This is a genomic window from Streptomyces sp. NPDC028305, from assembly GCF_055569495.1.
Genome location: NZ_JBVHTN010000007.1, coordinates 275,026 through 291,681, shown reverse-complemented (window position 1 = coordinate 291,681; position 16,656 = coordinate 275,026). Strand labels below are relative to the sequence as shown.

12 protein-coding genes are annotated in these 16,656 nt (G+C 74.3%); 7 read left to right on the top strand and 5 right to left on the bottom strand.

Going from position 1 to position 16,656, the window contains the following annotated elements; translation table 11 throughout:
* Positions 1-1,044 precede the first annotated feature (1,044 nt).
* A complete protein-coding gene (locus tag ACZ4WQ_RS31060) occupies positions 1,045-2,262 on the top strand; it encodes a transglycosylase family protein (protein ID WP_361188096.1) in 1,218 nt (405 codons plus the stop codon).
* A gap of 279 nt (positions 2,263-2,541) precedes the next feature.
* On the opposite strand, the gene ACZ4WQ_RS31055 is transcribed toward ACZ4WQ_RS31060, so the two are convergent.
* Positions 2,542-3,288, bottom strand: coding sequence for a DUF429 domain-containing protein (locus ACZ4WQ_RS31055; RefSeq protein ID WP_398373329.1), 747 nt, complete (start codon positions 3,286-3,288; stop codon positions 2,542-2,544).
* A gap of 130 nt (positions 3,289-3,418) precedes the next feature.
* On the opposite strand from ACZ4WQ_RS31055, the gene ACZ4WQ_RS31050 reads away from it, so the two are divergent.
* Complete coding sequence (locus ACZ4WQ_RS31050; RefSeq protein ID WP_398373327.1) at positions 3,419-4,024, top strand: DUF4291 domain-containing protein; 606 nt, start codon at positions 3,419-3,421, stop codon at positions 4,022-4,024.
* An 88-nt stretch (positions 4,025-4,112) separates the two neighbouring features.
* On the opposite strand, the gene ACZ4WQ_RS31045 is transcribed toward ACZ4WQ_RS31050, so the two are convergent.
* From ACZ4WQ_RS31045 to ACZ4WQ_RS31035, 3 genes are all read right to left on the bottom strand, one after another.
* Positions 4,113-5,831, bottom strand: coding sequence for an ABC transporter ATP-binding protein (locus ACZ4WQ_RS31045; RefSeq protein ID WP_398373325.1), 1,719 nt, complete (start codon positions 5,829-5,831; stop codon positions 4,113-4,115).
* Complete coding sequence (locus tag ACZ4WQ_RS31040; protein ID WP_398373323.1) at positions 5,828-7,546, bottom strand: ABC transporter ATP-binding protein; 1,719 nt, start codon at positions 7,544-7,546, stop codon at positions 5,828-5,830. Before ACZ4WQ_RS31040 ends, ACZ4WQ_RS31045 begins: the two co-directional genes overlap by 4 nt.
* A gap of 131 nt (positions 7,547-7,677) precedes the next feature.
* Positions 7,678-8,271 (bottom strand): helix-turn-helix domain-containing protein, encoded by a 594-nt coding sequence (locus ACZ4WQ_RS31035; RefSeq protein ID WP_358845748.1) that lies wholly within the window; start codon positions 8,269-8,271, stop codon positions 7,678-7,680.
* A gap of 50 nt (positions 8,272-8,321) precedes the next feature.
* Between ACZ4WQ_RS31035 and ACZ4WQ_RS31030 the strand changes: the two genes are divergently transcribed.
* Positions 8,322-8,828 (top strand): GNAT family N-acetyltransferase, encoded by a 507-nt coding sequence (locus ACZ4WQ_RS31030; RefSeq protein ID WP_361188110.1) that lies wholly within the window; start codon positions 8,322-8,324, stop codon positions 8,826-8,828.
* Between the two features lie 48 nt (positions 8,829-8,876).
* Here ACZ4WQ_RS31030 and ACZ4WQ_RS31025 read toward each other — a convergent pair whose 3' ends face one another.
* Positions 8,877-9,635 (bottom strand): GntR family transcriptional regulator, encoded by a 759-nt coding sequence (locus ACZ4WQ_RS31025; RefSeq protein ID WP_398373320.1) that lies wholly within the window; start codon positions 9,633-9,635, stop codon positions 8,877-8,879.
* Between the two features lie 111 nt (positions 9,636-9,746).
* Between ACZ4WQ_RS31025 and manD the strand changes: the two genes are divergently transcribed.
* The 4 genes from manD (at position 9,747) to ACZ4WQ_RS31005 (ending at position 16,652) form a co-directional block, all read left to right on the top strand.
* On the top strand, positions 9,747-10,955 hold the full coding sequence (gene manD / locus ACZ4WQ_RS31020) for a D-mannonate dehydratase ManD (RefSeq protein ID WP_385336758.1): 1,209 nt from the start codon (positions 9,747-9,749) through the stop codon (positions 10,953-10,955).
* Complete coding sequence (locus ACZ4WQ_RS31015) at positions 10,952-12,424, top strand: mannitol dehydrogenase family protein (protein ID WP_398373318.1); 1,473 nt, start codon at positions 10,952-10,954, stop codon at positions 12,422-12,424. The genes manD and ACZ4WQ_RS31015 overlap by 4 nt, the downstream gene beginning before the upstream one ends.
* A 64-nt stretch (positions 12,425-12,488) precedes the next feature.
* Positions 12,489-12,905, top strand: a complete 417-nt coding sequence (locus ACZ4WQ_RS31010; protein WP_398373316.1) for a YchJ family protein — start codon at positions 12,489-12,491, stop codon at positions 12,903-12,905.
* 201 nt (positions 12,906-13,106) lie between these two features.
* On the top strand, positions 13,107-16,652 hold the full coding sequence (locus ACZ4WQ_RS31005; protein WP_398373314.1) for a phosphodiester glycosidase family protein: 3,546 nt from the start codon (positions 13,107-13,109) through the stop codon (positions 16,650-16,652).
* Positions 16,653-16,656 lie beyond the last annotated feature (4 nt).

Sequence of the window (16,656 nt, the reverse complement as noted above, 5' to 3'; positions counted from 1 at the left end):
GCAGCCCCGTACGGCGTGGCGCGCGTCCATACCCCCAGGAAGGAGCGGGTCCGAGCACGGCGTCCAGACACGTCCGGCCCTGCGAGAGGCACAGCCCCACGCCCTTCGACCGGACGAAGCACCTCCGCACCACGGCTTCGTACCGGGATAGTTCAGGAAGGGACGGTTCCGGACCGCTTCGATATACGACCCGCCTCGTACCGGAACCGCGTGCCAAGGTCCGGGCCTCGGTTCGAACCCCGCGCCCAGGACCGCAAATGCATCCGCCCGGGACGACACGAGTGAGCGCCGGACCCGATCTCGATATACCCTCCGCCGCGACTCGATGACACCGCGTCAAAACAGGGCCAAGGCCCGATCTCGCGTGCGGCGTCGTCCGAGGATCACGGCCGGGGCGAGGACCCGGGCCGGACCGCCGCCGGCCTCATGGCCCATCCGTTCTTCTTCTCCCCTTCTCCCCCCGTTCTTCTCTGTCCCGCTTCTCTCCCGCCCCCAACAGACGGACCCGGCCAGGGCGTTCGCGCTTTTCCGCCGACCTCCCGGCCGGACCCCCTACGGCTGGGCCGGTGACCGGGGGCGGCCCGCGGGCCGGCGGATTCCGGGCGGCGGCCGGGTCCCGGCCCGGCATCGCCCCAACCCCCTCACCGGGCGTATTTCGCCTCTCCCCGAGGCCGGCGGTACCGATGGGGCCGGGAAAGGGCAATCGCGCGGATTAGCCGGCCCGGTGCGCTCCGGGAAAGAATCATTTCCCGCCGGGCCCCGGACGGTCCGGGCCTCCACCGCCGCGCCGGGCACGGCCCGCCCGGCCCCCTCGGCGTCCAGGCCGCGGCCCGCGCCGGCCCGAGCCGTGCGCCCCCCGGCCTCCACGCGCCTTGCGGCTCACGCCTGACGGGGCATCAGCTTCCGCGGGGGTGGCACTCGACGGCGTGCGGCGGTCCGTGCGGCCCCCTGCGCCTTGTGACCTGCGGCCCCCGGCTGCGGTACTCGTACAGCCCGCCGGGGCAGCCGGTGGGCGAGTGAAAGCTCGTGGAGAGGAACAGGCCCATGGCCCAACGACGAAGTCACCGCCGTTCCGCACCAACCAGCCGGGTCTCGCCCCTCTGCGCCGCCCTCACCGTGGGCAGCGTGGGACTCGTCCTGCCGTTCCTGGGCGCCGAAGTGGCCACCGCGGCCCCCTCGGACACCTGGGACAAGGTCGCCGAATGCGAGAGCGGCGGCGACTGGGACATCAACACCGGCAACGGCTACTACGGCGGTCTCCAGTTCTCCCAGCACACCTGGGAGGCGTTCGGCGGAGCCAAGTACGCCTCCCGGGCCGACCTCGCCACCCGGGCCCAGCAGATCGCCGTGGCCGAGGCGGTGCTGCGCCACCAGGGCCCCGGCGCCTGGCCGGTCTGCTCGGTCCGGGGGCGGCTGACCCGCGACAGCCGGCCCGCGGCCGGCACCGGCCGCGGCAGCTCCGGCCACTCCGGCCACTCCGCCGGGTCCCGCAAATCCACCGGCTCCCGCCACCACTCGGCCGCCCCGCGGCGGCACGCCACCGGCTCCGGCCCGTACCGGGTGAGGGCCGGGGACACGCTGTCCCGCATCGCGCTGCGCGAGTCCGTGAGTGGCGGCTGGAAGGCGCTCTACCGCGCCAACCGGCGCACTGTCGGCCCCGACCCGGACATGATCTTCCCCGGGCAGCGGCTCGCCTTCCCCTCCCGCTCCGGCCAGGCGCGCACGGCGGCGGCCCACGGAAAGCGGCCGCAGGCGAAGCAGCCGCGTCCGGCGTCGAACAGCCACCACAAGACCGGCAAGGCAGGGGCCACGGCGTCCGGCACCTCGGCCCACGGCGCCCGGCGGCCCGCCGCCCGGCGCGCCCATGTGGCCCCGGTCAGCGGGCCGCTCGGCACCTCCTACGGCGTCCGCGGACCGCGCTGGGCAGGCGGCCACCACACCGGGGTGGACTTCGTGGTGCCCCTCGGCACCGGGGTGCGCTCCGCCGCCCCGGGCGTCGTGGTGACCGCGGGCTGGGGCGGCTCCTACGGCTACGAGGTGGTGATCCGGCACCACGACGGCCTCTACACCCAGTACGCGCACCTGTCCTCGCTGGCGGTGCGCCCCGGACAGACGGTGGACACCGGCCGGCGGATCGGCCGCTCCGGAGCCACCGGCAACGCCACCGGACCGCACCTCCACTTCGAGGTGCGCACCGGTCCGCGCTACGGCTCGGACGTCGACCCCGTCGCCTATCTGCGCTCGCGCGGAGTCATCGTCTGACGACCGGCCGGACCGGCGATCGGGGAGGCCGCCCGGCGGAGGGGGCCGGGCGGCCCCTTCTTCTCGAGCTCGGTTCCCCTCCGGGGCGCTACAGCCCCTGTCGACGGTCGACCACGCGGCGGTAGCCGACCGCGTCGATCTGCGGCTCCGCCGCGTGGCGACCGCAGCCTCGGGGCCTGTGCGCGCTCTCCCTTTCACAGTGCACATCAGCGCCTCCGGCGCGGGCGGCGCGCCCTGGCTCACTCGCCGCCGCGCTTCGCCCCCATACCGACCGGCTCCTCAATACCAGATGGCGACCGGCAGCCCGTCGCGCGTCGTCTCGGGCGGGTCGGGCAGGCTCACCGCGGTGCCGAGGGCGATCCGGTGGGCGCTCCAGGCCGCCGCCGCGGCGTCCATAACGTCGTCCGGCGGGACCCGGCCCGCCGGGCCGAGCTCCTCGGGCAGGGCGATGTCCTGCCCGAGGAGCAGCCGCCGCCGCTGGACCTGGCCGTTCCAGCTCTTCTTGGACCAGGCGACCGGGCGGCCGCCGTTCATGGCCGCGAAGGAGACCTCCGGATGCACCTCGTACAGGCGCCGGTCGCCGCCCTCGCGGCAGGCGTTGGCCTCCCGCAGCTTCACCGCCAGGCCCCAGGACTGGCGGGGCAGCCCCGAGCCGGTGAGGTGGCGGCAGCGCTCGTTCGCCGCGTCGTAGCCGGACTCCTCCCATACCACGCGCGGCGGCACCGGGAACACCCGCGCGCGGTGCGGGGCCACCTGACGTATGGCCAGCTCCTCCGCGCGGCGCCACCCGGTCTCCAGCAGCCCCAGCGGCATGTCGACCGCCACCACGGCCGCCGCCGGCACCCGTGCCAGCAGCGCGGCGAGCGCCGCGTCCCGGTCGGCGCCCGCGAACCGGCCCTCGCGCAGGGTCACCGCCACCCAGCCACCCGGACAGGCGTCCACCCCCACGGCGTCCGTGGCCGCGGCCCGCGGGCCCGCGTCTTCGGCGGCGGGAGAGGGGCGGGGAGAAGCGCTTGGGGAACCCATGGGCCGTATCCGACCACGCGTCCCGGCCGCGCCGCGAGAGCGCACCTCCGTGGGCGCGCCAGGACGGGAGGGGACCGCGCCCCCGTAATTCGCTGGCCGCCCGCCGCGTACGCCCGCCACCCTGGTGGCCATGCAAGAACCGCGACATCGCATCCGCGCGCTCCACACGAGGTCCACGGTCACCGTCTACCAGGCGTACGCTCCGCACCTCGGCCTGCCCGCGGCGCGCGACGGCCGCTTCCCGGCGGCCTGGAAGCGCGACCGGATGACCTGGATCAAGCCGTCGTTCCTGTGGATGATGTACCGCTGCGGCTGGGGCGCCAAGGAGGGCCAGGAGACCGTCCTGGCCGTCGAGATCACCCGTGCGGGATTCGAGTGGGCGCTGGGCCGGTCGTGCCTGTCCCACTACGAACCCGGGCTCCACCCCGACCGGGCCGCCTGGCAGCGCGCGCTGAAGGCCGCCCCCGCGCGCGTCCAGTGGGACCCGGAGCGCGATCCGCGGCTGCGGCCGCTGCCGTACCGCTCGCTTCAGCTGGGCCTGTCGGGCGAGGCGGCGCGCCGGTACGCGGACGAGTGGACGGTCTCGATCACCGATGTGACCGCGCTGGCTCACGAGATCCACGCGCTGGTGCGCCGGGACGAGTTGGACGCGGCCGCGAAGCTGCTGCCCGAGGAGCGCCCGTACCCGGCCGGGGACGAACTGCTGGGCCATCTGCGCGAGCCCGTGGCCTCCTGAGCGGTGTTCCGTTCGGTGCCGGGGGCCACGGGCGCGGCCCGGGGCGCGGCGCCGACGCGCCACGCCCCGGGCCCTCACGCCGGTCTGGCTATTCAGCCGCTCCTTCCAGGGATTCCCGCGCCCACAGACGCCGCATCTCCGGGCAGCTCTCCAGCAGTTCGTCCAGCGTCCCCCGCCCGGCCACCCGGCCCCGGTCCAGGACGACGACCTGGTCGGCGCGGGCCAGTACGGCCGGCCGGTGGGAGACGACCAGCAGCGTGGCGAGGCCGGTGATCCGCTCCCACAGCAGCTGTTCGGTCTCCATGTCCAGCGCCGAGGACAGGTCGTCCACGACGAGCAGGTCGGGTGAGCGGACCAGGGCCCGGGCGACGGTCACCCGCTGGGCCTGGCCGCCGGACAGCCGTACGCCCCGGGGGCCGACCAGGGTGTCCAGACCCTCGGGCAGCGCGGCCAGGTCGCGGTCGAACGCCGCGGCGGCCACCGCCTGCTCGATGCGGCCGGGATCCCGGCCGAGCAACAGGTTCTCCCGCAGCGTGGCGGAGAACAGCCGCGGCACCTGGCCGACGTACGCGGCCCGGCCGGGCACCAGGAAGGCGCCGGGGTCGGCGACCGGCCCGCCGTTCCAGCGGATCGTGCCGGCCACCGGCGGTTCCAGTCCGAGGAGGGTGCGCAGCAGCGTCGTCTTGCCCGAACCCACCGCCCCGGTGATCACGGTGAGGGTGCCCCGTTCGATCTCCAGGTCCACCCCGTGCAGGCCGTGGCGGGCGGCCAGCCCCCGCGCCTGGAGTGTCTCCAGCGGATCGTCGTGGGCCGCCGCGGCCGCGACGGGGTAGTCCTGGTGGAACCAGACGCCGGAGTCGTGGGACAGGCTGTTGTCCGGGCCGGTCATCCGGGTGAGCCGCTCGGTGGAGACCGCGGACTGGGGCATCCGGGCGAGGATCGACCCGACGGTCCGCGGCAGCGCGGTGAGCCAGCCGATGTAGGTGGTGAACAGCGCCAGGTCGCCCGCGGTGAACTCGCCGCGGCGCATGGCCGGGGCGGCCAGCAGCAGCACCAGGCCGACGCTGATCTCGACGCTCGCGCCGGTCGCGGTGGTCAGCAGGTCGGTGGCGAGCCGGTCCTTGACCGCCGCGTCGCGGCGCAGCCGGTTGTGCGCCCGCAGACGGTCCAGCGCCGCCTTCTCGGCCCCGGCGGTCTTGATCGCGAGCACTCCGGTGAAGACCTCGCCGAGGTGGCCGGTGACGGCCGCGCCGCGCACGGCGGCCTCCCGGTGCAGCCGTCCGGTCACGCGGTTCAGCAGCCGGCTCGCCACCCCGATCGCGAGCGTGGGCACGATCAGGGCCAGCGTGGCGGCCGGGTGGATGGACACCATGATGGCCAGCGCGGCGGTGCTGAACAGCACGGCTCCGGCCAGCGGCACCGACTCGTCCACGAACTCCACCACTTCGGCGCCGTCGTCACGCAGCCGGGAGAGCGCCTCCCCGGACGAGTGCGGCACCCGCCCCTTCCCACTCAGGATCGAGCGCAGCACATTGCCCCGCAGCAGGGCGGCCGCCGCGCTCCACCAGTAGTCGCCGTACGTCCAGGCGATGGCGATGGTCAGGCCGCGGACCAGCTCCACCCCCACGAAGGCCGCGCACAGCATCAGCGGCACCCTGCCGAGGGTGAGGTGGTCGAACATCCGCTGGAGGATCAGCCCGCCGACCAGCGGCAGGACGCTGGCCGGCATCCACAGGAGGCCACCGATGAGGAAGCGGCGCAGATCGAACCGGACCAGGGTGGCGGTCACCGCCGCGAGGGGGCTCATCGGCGCACCCCCGCGAGCATCCGCGCGAACCGGCCGGCGGGGTCGGCGAGAAGCTCCTCCCGGGTGCCGTGCTCGACGACCTTTCCGTCGGACAGGACGGCGATCCGGTCCACGCGGGACAGCGATTCGAGCCGGTGTGCGATGAGCACCCCGGTCCGGCCGGTCAGCAGCCGGGCCGTGCTGTCGCCGATGTGGCGCTCGGTGGCCGGATCGAGCCGGCTGGACACCTCGTCGAGCACCACGAGCCCGGGGTCCGCCAGCAGGGCCCGGGCGAACGCCAGCAGTTGGGCCTGGCCCGCGGAGATCTTGCCGAGTGGGGCGTCGAGGTCCCAGGCGGGGAGCCCTACTTCGGCCAGGACGGCCCGCAGCCGCTCGTCGTCGTGGCCGGGGCGGAACAGGGTGAGGTTGTCCCGGACATCGGCGGCGAACAGCTGCACGTCCTGGGTGACCACGGCGATCCGGTCGCGGAGCGAGGCGGGGTCCACCTCGCGCAGATCCAGGCCGCCGACCCGGACGGCGCCCGCCGTCGGGTCGTACAGCCGGGCCACCAGGCGGGCGATAGTGGTCTTGCCGCTGCCGCTGCGGCCGACCAGGCCGAGCGTCTCGCCCGGGGCGAGGGCGAGGCTGATGTCGCGCAGCACCGGCCCGCCGTCTTCGCCGCCGTAGGAGAAGCCGACACCGTCCAGCTCCAGACGCAGCGGTCCGGTGGCGGGCAGCTCCTCGGCGGTGGCCGGGACGGTCAGCGTGCGGCGCTCGGCCAGCAGCTCGCCGATGCGGGCCACTCCGGCGAGGGCGGTCTGGTAGTGGCGCAGCTGGTCGATCAGCCGCTCGAACGGTGTGCGGACCATGAGGGTGTACTGGAACAGCAGTACCGCGGTGCCGATGCTGAGGGCGCCCGACAGGCCGGCCATGAGCGCGGTGCCGGCCGCGAACGCCACGCTGGTGGCGGCCAGGACGACACTGCCCACCGCGCTGGCGCGCCGTCCGACGCGCCACAGGTGAGCGCAGGCCTGGTGGAAGCGGCGGACGGTGTGCTCGCCCGCCCCGTTGGCACGCAGGTCCTCGGCTCCGGCCAGCCGCTCCTCCAGGAAGCCGAAGAGCGTGGCGTCGGCCGCCCGGGCACGGGTGGCGGAGGGCACGGCCAGGCGCTGCGCGTGGACCATGCCGAGGCCGATCAGCGCGCAGTAGACCAGCAGGGCGAGGCCGATGCGCGGGTCGACCACGGCCACCACCGCGATCACCCCGCACAGCAGCAGCACCCCGGCCACGACGTCCAGCAGGAACGCCACGACGAAGTCGGCGATAGCGGACACATCGCCGTCCACCCGCTCGATCAGCTCGCCGGGGGTGTGTTCGCCGTGGAAGGCGAGGTCCAGGCCGAGGGTGTGCTCGGCCAGGTGTTCGCGCAGCCGGTTGGTGCCGTCCCAGGCTGCCTTGCCGGCCAGCCAGGCGGTGACGGTACGGGCGCCCTGCCCGGCGACGGCCAGGACGAGGTAGGCCAGCGCGATGAGGGTGAGCCGGCGGGCGTCCTCGCCGGCGTTGGCGCCGTCGACGAGCCGACGGGTGAACTGGGGTGCCGCCAGCGGCAGGGCGGTGGCGGCGGTGATGGTGAGGGCCAGGAGTGCGGCGGCGCCGCGGCCCGGCAGGAGGAAGCGGAGGACGTGCCTACCGGAGGTCGTCCTCCTTGCGGCGGGCAGGGTCGATGAGGTCGACAAACGTCATGTCCTTTGCGCGGATGGCAGGGGTGGGGTGGATGGACATGAACGTGTTCCTCATTGCGCCTCCTCGGTCGGCGGGGGTGCCGCGGTGAGTAGAGCAGGGGGCTCGGCTGCCGGACAACCGAATTTCACCGGGCCCCATCAGGCTTCCGGGGCTGTGCCGCGCGGGGCCGCATGATGAGCGCGGCGACATGGTAAGTGCACGGCACGCTCGCGGGGTTGGCGTAGGCGTGGGTGACGTCGGCGGCGAAGTACACCGAGTCCCCCGCGCCGAGCTCCACCGTCCTGTCCGCGAGGGTCAGCCGCAGGGTCCCCGACTCCACGGCCACGAACTCATGGGAGCCCGGGGCGTACGCGGGGAAGCGGCCCGCGTCGCAGCCGGGCGGCAGGGTGGTGCGGATCCACTCGAAGTTCACGCCGGGCACCACGGGGGTGAGGACGGTCCGCCGCCACCCTCCCGGCTCCTCGACGGTGTCCTGGTCGACCGCTCTGCGCACGATGACGCGGCTGTCCTCGGGCTGGGCGACGAGCTCGGCGAGCGGCACGCCGAGCCCGTCGGCGATGCGGGCGAGGACGAGAACCGTGGGCGCCTTCTGGCCGCGTTCGACCGAGGAGAGCATGCTCACGCTCACCTCGGCCGCGCCCGCCAACTGCTGAAGGGTCAGGCCGCGTTCATGGCGCAGTCCCTGCACACGGGTGCCCAGGGTCAGGAGATCCAGCATTCCTCTATAATAACAACAACTTCCTCTATAGCGAAAAGAGCAGCACGATCATGACGCCCCCGGGAGCGACCATCCGGCCGGCGGTCCACGCCGACCTGAAGGCCGTGGCCGACATCTACGCCCACTACGTCCTGCACACCGTGACCACCTTCGACGAGACCCCCCGCTCCACCGCCGAATGGGAGCGGCGCCTCGACGAGCTCAGCGGCAGCGGCCTGCCCTTCCTGGTGGCCGAACTGTCCGGCGCCGTGGCCGGGTTCGCGTACGCCGGGCCGTGGCGGCCCAAGCCCGCCTACCAGTACACGGTGGAGGACACGGTCTACCTCGCCCCCGACGCCACCGGCCGGGGGCTGGGCACCGCCCTGCTCGGCCCCCTGATCGCCGAGACCGCCCGGGCCGGACGGCGGCAGATGATCGCGGTCATCGCGGACACCGGCAGCGACGCCTCGGCCGCCCTGCACCGCCGCTTCGGCTTCACCGACGCCGGCCGGCTGACGGCCGTGGGCCGCAAGCACGACCGCTGGATCGACACGCTGCTCATGCAACGGGCCCTTTGACGCCAGGCCCTGGCCTCCAGCCGGCCACGGGCCGGGACGGCCGTCCCCTCAGGCCTCCTCCCGGGAGCCGCCGCGCCGGGCGGTGTCGCGGCGCGGCCGGACGGGCGCGTCCTCGTCGCTGAACAGCTCGGGGTGGCGGGCCCGGATCTTCTCCACGTCGCTGAAGACCAGCCGCAGATGCGAGCGCAGCGCGTCGTCGGCCCGGTCCAGATCGCCCGCCTCCAACAGGTCGACGACCGCGCGGTGCTGGCCGACCAGCAGGGTCATCTGCTGGGTCAGCGCATGTGACAGCCGCCGCGCCCGGTCGAGCTGGGCCTTCGCCTCGCTGACCACCCGCCACGCGGAGCCGTGTCCGCTGACAGCCATCAGCCGGGCGTGGAACTGCTCGTCCAGCTGGAAGAAGCCCTCCCTGTCGGTCCGCCGGTCGGCCTCCTCCTGGGCGGCGAGCAGCGCCCTGAGGTCGGCGATGTCGCGCTCGGTGGCCTTGCCCACGGCGTCCCGCAGGGCCGCGCACTCCAGCGCCTCCCGGACGAACTGGGCCGAGGCGACATCGCGCTCGCGGATCCGCGAGACGAACGTCCCCATCTGCGGGTAGATGTCGACGAGCCCCTCGTCGGCGAGCAGGATCAGGCTCTCGCGCACGGGCGTGCGGCTGACGCCGAGCTCGGCCGCCAGATCGTTCTCGGAGACGGCCGCCCCGGGCGCCAGCTCCAGGCTCACAATGCGCGAGCGCAGTACCTCATGGACCAGTTGCCGGGTGTTGCGCCCCCGGGAACGTGCCGTGTGAAGCCCTTCCACCGGTGCCATCGAGCCCCTTCCCATCCCTTGACCCACTCGACTGCAATACTTGTATGGTAGTCGACCAGCGCCCTCCTCACCACGGCATCCCGCTTTCTCCTCCCCCTCTAGGAGCAGCACATGGCCACCATCACCGAGGCGACGGTCATCGTCACCTCGCCCGGCCGCAACTTCGTGACGCTGAAGATCACCACGTCCGACGGCGTCACCGGACTGGGTGACGCCACCCTGAACGGCCGCGAGCTCTCGGTCGCCTCCTATCTGCGCGACCACCTCGTACCGCTGCTGATCGGCCGGGACCCCGCCCGGATCGAGGACATGTGGCAGTACCTCTACAAGGGCGCGTACTGGCGCCGCGGCCCGGTGACCATGACCGCCATCGCGGCCGTCGACACCGCGCTGTGGGACATCAAGGGCAAGGTCGCGGGCATGCCCCTGTACGACCTGCTGGGCGGCCGGGCCCGCGACGGGGCCATGGTCTACGGCCACGCCAGCGGCGGGGACATCCCCGAACTCCTCGACGACGTCGCCCGCTTCCGGGACCTGGGCTACCGCGCGATCCGCGCCCAGGCCGCCGTCCCCGGCTCGCCCGGCAGCTACGGGGTGCGCAAGGGCGTGGTCTACGAGCCCGCCGCCGCCTCCCTCCCCGACGAACAGACCTGGTCCACCGAGGACTACCTGGACTTCGCGCCCCGCCTGCTCACCGCGGTCCGCGAGCGGTACGGCTTCGACTTCCACCTGCTGCACGACGTCCACCACCGGCTGACCCCCACCGAGGCCGGCCGGCTCGGCCACCGGCTGGAGGAGCTGCGGCTGTTCTGGATGGAGGACCCCACCCCCGCCGAACTCCAGGAGTCCTTCCGCCAGATCCGCCAGGCCACCACCACCCCCATCGCCGTCGGCGAGGTCTTCAACTCCATCTGGGACTGCCAGCAGCTCATCACCGAGCGGCTCATCGACTACATCCGCGCCACCGTCGTCCACGCCGGCGGCATCACCCACCTGCGGCGGATCTTCCACCTCGCCGAGCTGTACCAGGTGCGCACCGGCTCCCACGGGGCCACCGACCTGTCCCCGGTGTCCCTGTCCGCCAACGTCCACCTGGACGTCACCGTCCCCAACTTCGGCATCCAGGAGTACATGGGCCACGACCCGCTCGCCCACGAGGTCTTCCGCCCCACCTACGAGCTGCGCGACGGCGCCCTGTACCCCTCGGACGCCCCCGGCCTCGGCGTCGAACTCGACGAGGAAGCGGCCGCCCGCTTCCCCTACGACCCCAAATACCTGCCGGTCAACCGCCGCACCGACGGATCGGTGCACGACTGGTGAGCGCCACACCCCGCCACCAGGCCACCCCCGCCCCCGCCGGGGGACGGCTGTCCGCCGCCACCCTGCGCGCCGTCCCCGCCGGGAGCCGGCCCGCGACCGACCGCGGCGCGCTGCGGCCGCGCATCGTCCACCTGGGCATCGGCGCCTTCCACCGGGCCCACCAGGCCGTCTGCACCGAGCTCGCCGAGGTGTCCGCGGCCGGCGGGTGGGGGATCGCCGGTGTCACCCAGCGCAGCAGGGCCGTCGTGGACGCCCTGCGCCCCCAGGACGGGCTGTACTCGCTCACCGAGCGCCACCCCGACGGGCCGGTCACCCGGGTGATCGGCACGGTGACCGAGGTGCTGCACGCGGCCGACGACGGCGCCCGCCTGACCGAGCTGCTCGCCTCCCCCGACGTCACCGTCGTCACCCTCACCGTGACCGAGAAGGGCTACCGCCGGGACCCCGCGACCGGCGGCCTCGACCCGGCCGACCCGCTGATACGAGGCGATCTCGCGGGCGCGACCGCCCCCGCGAGCGCCGTCGGACAACTGGCGTACGGCCTGCGCGCCCGGCTGCGCTCCGGCGGCGCGCCCCTGTCGGTGGTCTCCTGCGACAACATGGCCGGCAACGGCGCGGTCCTGCGCCGCCTGGTACGGGAGTTCCTCGCCGCCACCGGATGGGCGGAGCGCGAGCGCCTGCTGGAGTGGACGGCCGCCTCGGTCGCCTTCCCCTCCACCGTCGTCGACCGCATCGTCCCCGCCACCACCGAGGGCGATCTGCGGACCGCCGCCCGCGCACTGACCCTGCGCGACGAGGGCGCGGTGACCGCGGAACCCTTCACCCAGTGGGTGCTCGAGGACGCCTTCGCCGCCGACCGGCCGCGGTGGGAGGCCGGGGGCGCCCGCTTCGTCGCCGACGTCGCCCCGTACCAGCTCACCAAGCTCCGGCTGCTCAACGGCTCGCACTCGCTCCTCGCCTATCTGGGCCTGGCGGCCGGCTGCGGGACCGTGGCCGACGCCATGGCCACCGAATGGGGCGAGGACGCCGTCCGCGCCTTCTGCGCCGAGGCCGCCGCGAGCCTGCCCCCGGCCGACGGCCTGGACATCCCCGGCTACGTCGACAGCCTCGTACGCCGCTTCGCCAACCCCGCGATGCACCACCGGATCCGGCAGATCGCCGCCGACGGATCGCTGAAGATCCCCGAGCGCTGGCTGGCCCCGCTGCGCGAACTGCGCGCCACCGGCCACGACACCCCCCACCTCACCGCCGCGCTCGCCGCCTGGGCCCGCGCCACCCGGGACACCCCCGCCGAGGACCCGGCCGCCGACGAGCTGCGCCGCGCCTGGGAGCGGCCGGGCCCGGACGCCGTGCGCACCCTGCTGCTCCTGCTGGGCGCCGAGGATCTCGCGGAGGACACCGCCCTGGTCAAGGCGGTGGACCGGGAACTGCGCTCCCCCACCACCCCGGTCGCCCCTCGCCGTCACTGAGCGCGCCGATCCACGGCCCGGGCCCCGGGGCGGGCCCGGGAGCGCGCCCCGTCACAATGGGGCCATGTCCCGACGCGCACGACGCCCGCAGCCGCCCCGCCCGGCGCCCTGCCCCTGCGGGCTGCCCGCCGCCTACGACGACTGCTGCGGCAGACTGCACCGCGGCCAGGCCCGGGCGGCCACCCCCGAACAGCTGATGCGCTCCCGCTACAGCGCATTCGTCCGCCAGGACGAGGCGTATCTGCTGCGCAGCTGGCACCCCGACACCAGGCCGCCGCGCGTCGACTTCGACCCCGCGCTGCGCTGGCGCGGCCTCGACGTCCTCGCCACCACCGAGGGCAGCGCCTTCCACACCACCGGCACCGTCGAGTTCCGCGCCCGCTACACCGAGCGCGGGCACGCCGGTGAACTCCACGAGAACAGCCGCTTCGTGCGCCACGACGGCGAGTGGGTCTACGTCGACGGCGACGTCGACGCCTGAGCGGCCCCCGCGAACCCTCGGCGCCCGCGAACCTCGAACGCCCGCAGCGGGTGCTGCCTCTCCCGGGGGATAAATCCCGCTCCAGGCTGCGAAGTTTCCCAGGATGTTGCCGAGGACTTCTGGCGCAAGGTCAACTCCCCCCGGGATGCTGGGGCGCTGTGCGTGTGAACCACGCGAAGCCGAGGGTTCCCTGGAGTTGCCGTGCCACCTCTCACTCTCGCCAGACCCGTGGCGGCCCTGGCCGCGGTGTCCGCCCTGTTGCTCGGCGCCGCCGGTCAGGCCGCCGCCGACAGCACCCCCTCCCCCGCCCCCGAGCCGCTGCCCCGCTCCTCCGCCGAGATGCTGCGGCCCGTCGCGCCGCCGGCCGCCAGCGGGCACGGCGACGCTTCGGAGCGGTCCGTCGTCGACGGCGACGGGATCGAGACCGCCCGCAGCTCGCGGCCGGTCGCCCCCGGGGTGAAGCTGACCTCGTACGACCGGCTGGAGTCCGACAAGTGGCTGCGGGTCGACTCGCTGTCGGTCGACCTGGGAGGCAGCGCAAAGGTCGACTATCTCCACCCGGACAAGGTCGCCGCCCGCGAGCCCGTCTCCGAGCTCGCCGCCGAACACGACCCGGGGCCGGGGCGCCGCACGGTCGCCGCCATCAACGGCGACTTCTTCGACATCAACCAGACCGGCGCGCCCGAGGGCAACGGCATCAGCGGCGGCCGGGTGGTCAGCTCGGCCTCCTCCGGTGCGGCCGGGAGCCGCGCGGTCGGCGTCGGGCCCGGTGACGCGGGCCGGGTCCTTCAGCTGTACTTCGACGGCACGCTCACCCTCCCCGACGGCCCGCACCCGCTCGCCGCGCTCAACTCCGCCAATGTGCCGGCCCAGGGCATCGGCGCGTACACCGCCCAGTGGGGCGAGGCTGACCGCGCCCAAACGGTCGACGGGGCCGGCACCAAGCGCACCGCCGAAGTCGCCGTCGTGGACGGCAAGGTCGCCTCCGTGACCACCGCGCCCGGCAAGGGCGCCATACCCGCCGGCACCACCCTGCTGATCGGCCGCGACGCCGGGGCCGACGCGCTGACCGGCCTCGCCGTCGGCGACCCGGTCTCCTGGGAGTACCGCCCGCGCCCCGACAGCGGCGAGGTCCCGGACACGGCCGTCAGCGGCCGGGAGTTGCTCGTCGTGGACGGCGAGGCGGTCGGCCACGACGGCGAGGGCAACAACACCGCCGCCCCGCGCACCGCGGTCGGCTTCTCCCGTGACGGCCGTACGATGCAGGTCCTCACCGTGGACGGGCGGCAGGCCGACAGCGGCGGCGTCACGCTCACCGAACTCGGCGTGATGATGAAGGACGCGGGCTCCTACAGCGCCCTCAACCTCGACGGCGGCGGCTCCTCCACGCTGGTCGCCCGCGCGCCCGGCAGCGATACGGCGCGGGTGGAGAACAGCCCGTCCGACGGCAGCGAGCGCACCGTCCCCAACGGCCTGGCCTTCACCGCCCCCGACGGCAGCGGCCGGCTCAAGGGCTTCTGGGTGGAGACCGCGGCCGCCGCCGGAGCCGCCCCCACCGTCGACCCCGTCAAGGGCGGCCACCCCGAGCGCGTCTTCCCGGGGCTGACCAGGCGGCTGACCGCCGCCGGATACGACGAGACGTACGGCCCCGCCGAGGGCGCCGCGACCTGGCACTCGGCCGACCCCCGCATCGGGCGGGTGAGCGCCGACGGCACCTTCACCGCCCGGCACAGCGGCGATGCAAAGGTCTCGGCCCGCCATGGAGCCGCGCGGGGCGACATCCAACTGAGCGTGCTCGACGACCTGGACCGGATCCAGCCCACCGCCCGGCTGATCGGTCTCAAGGACACCGAGGCCACCGGCCGCTTCGGGGTGGTGGGCCTGGACGCGCACGGCACGAGCGCGCCCGTCGAACCGTCCGACGTCCGGCTCGACTACGACCACGACCTCTTCGACATCACCCCGGACCAGCGCTCGGGCGACTTCACCGTCAAGGCCCACGGCGGACAGGGCTCGGGACAGATCAAGGTCACCGTGGCGGGCACCACCACCCGGCTCGCGGTCACCGTGGGGCTGACCGAGCAGCAGGAGGCCGCCTTCGACGACGCGGGCGACTGGAAGTTCAGCCAGGCCCGCGCCTCCGGCTCGCTCGCGGCCACGCCCGACGGCCACACCGGCACCGGGCTTGAGCTGACCTACGACTTCAGCCAGTCCACCGCCACCCGCGCCGCATACGTCAGCCCGCCGCAGCAGATCGACGTGGCGGGCCAGCCGCAGTCGTTCGGCCTGTGGATCAAGGGTGACGGCAAGGGCGCGTGGCCCACGCTCCACCTCAAGGACGCGGCGGGCTCCGACCAGTTGCTGCGCGGCCCGTACGTCACCTGGACCGGCTGGCGACATGTCGACTTCGCTGTCCCGGCCGGGGTCTCGTATCCGCTGAAGGTCAACCGCTTCTACCTCGCCGAGACCGGCGCCACCCGCCAGTACACCGGCCGCATCACCATCGACGACCTCACCGCGCAGGTCCCGCCCGCCGTGGACCTGCCGACCCAGACGGCCTATCCGGACCCGCTGATCACCACCGCCGCGCGCGCCGAGGGCCGGGACTGGCGGTTCGCGGTGATGTCGGACGCCCAGTTCGTGGCCCGCGACCCGGACAGCGCGATCGTCACCCAGGCCCGCCGTACCCTGCGGGAGATCAAGGCGGCGCGCCCCGACTTCCTGGTCATCGACGGCGACCTGGTCGACGAGGGCTCCCCCGCCGACCTCGCCTTCGCCCGCAAGGTCCTCACCGAGGAGCTCGGCGACGCCGTGCCCTGGACTTACGTGCCGGGCAACCACGAGGTGATGGGTGGGAAGATCGACAACTTCGAGGCCGAATTCGGCCCCGCGCACCGCGTCTTCGACCACCGCGGCACCCGCTTCATCACCCTGGACACCTCCAGCCTCAACCTGCGCGGCGGCGGCTTCGACCAGATCCGGGAGTTGCGCGCCCAGCTCGACGCGGCCGCGAAGGACCCGGCGGTCGGCTCGGTGATGGTGATCGAGCATGTGCCCCCGCGCGACCCCACCCCGCAGCAGGGCAGCCAGCTCGGCGACCGCAAGGAGGCCGCGCTGCTGGAGGGCTGGCTCGCCCGGTTCCGCCGTACGAGCGGCAAGGGCGCGGCGTTCATCGGCGGCCACGTGGGCACCTTCCACGCCTCGCGGGTCGACGGCGTGCCGTACCTGATCAACGGCAACTCGGGCAAGAACCCGGCCACCCCGCCCGACCAGGGCGGCTTCACCGGCTGGTCGATGGTCGGCGTCGACCGGGTCTCCAAGCACGAGCAGGCCGAGGCCCGGCAGGCGCCGTGGGCCGGCGGGCCCGACTGGGTGTCGGTCCAGACCCGGCCACACGTCGAAGGCAATGACGGGCTGACGGTGACCGCCCCGGCCGAACTGCCCGCCGGGCAGGGCGCCGAGGTCACCGCGACCGTGCTCCAGGGCGAGGGCGCCACCCTCCGCCGGGTGCCGGTCCGCTTCCCGATGAGCGCGGACTGGACCGGCTCGCCGAACCTCTTCATCGGCGACCCGGACGACGCCCGCCACCGCCCGCGCTACGTCGCCGCGTACGACCCGGCCACGGGCCGGCTCACCGCGCTGCGCCCGGGGTCCGTCACCCTCGCGGTGACGGTGAACGGCGTGACGGCGAAGGCGAGCCTCGGCATCACGGCCCGCGCCACCGGAGGATCCGCCACGGCGGCATGACCGG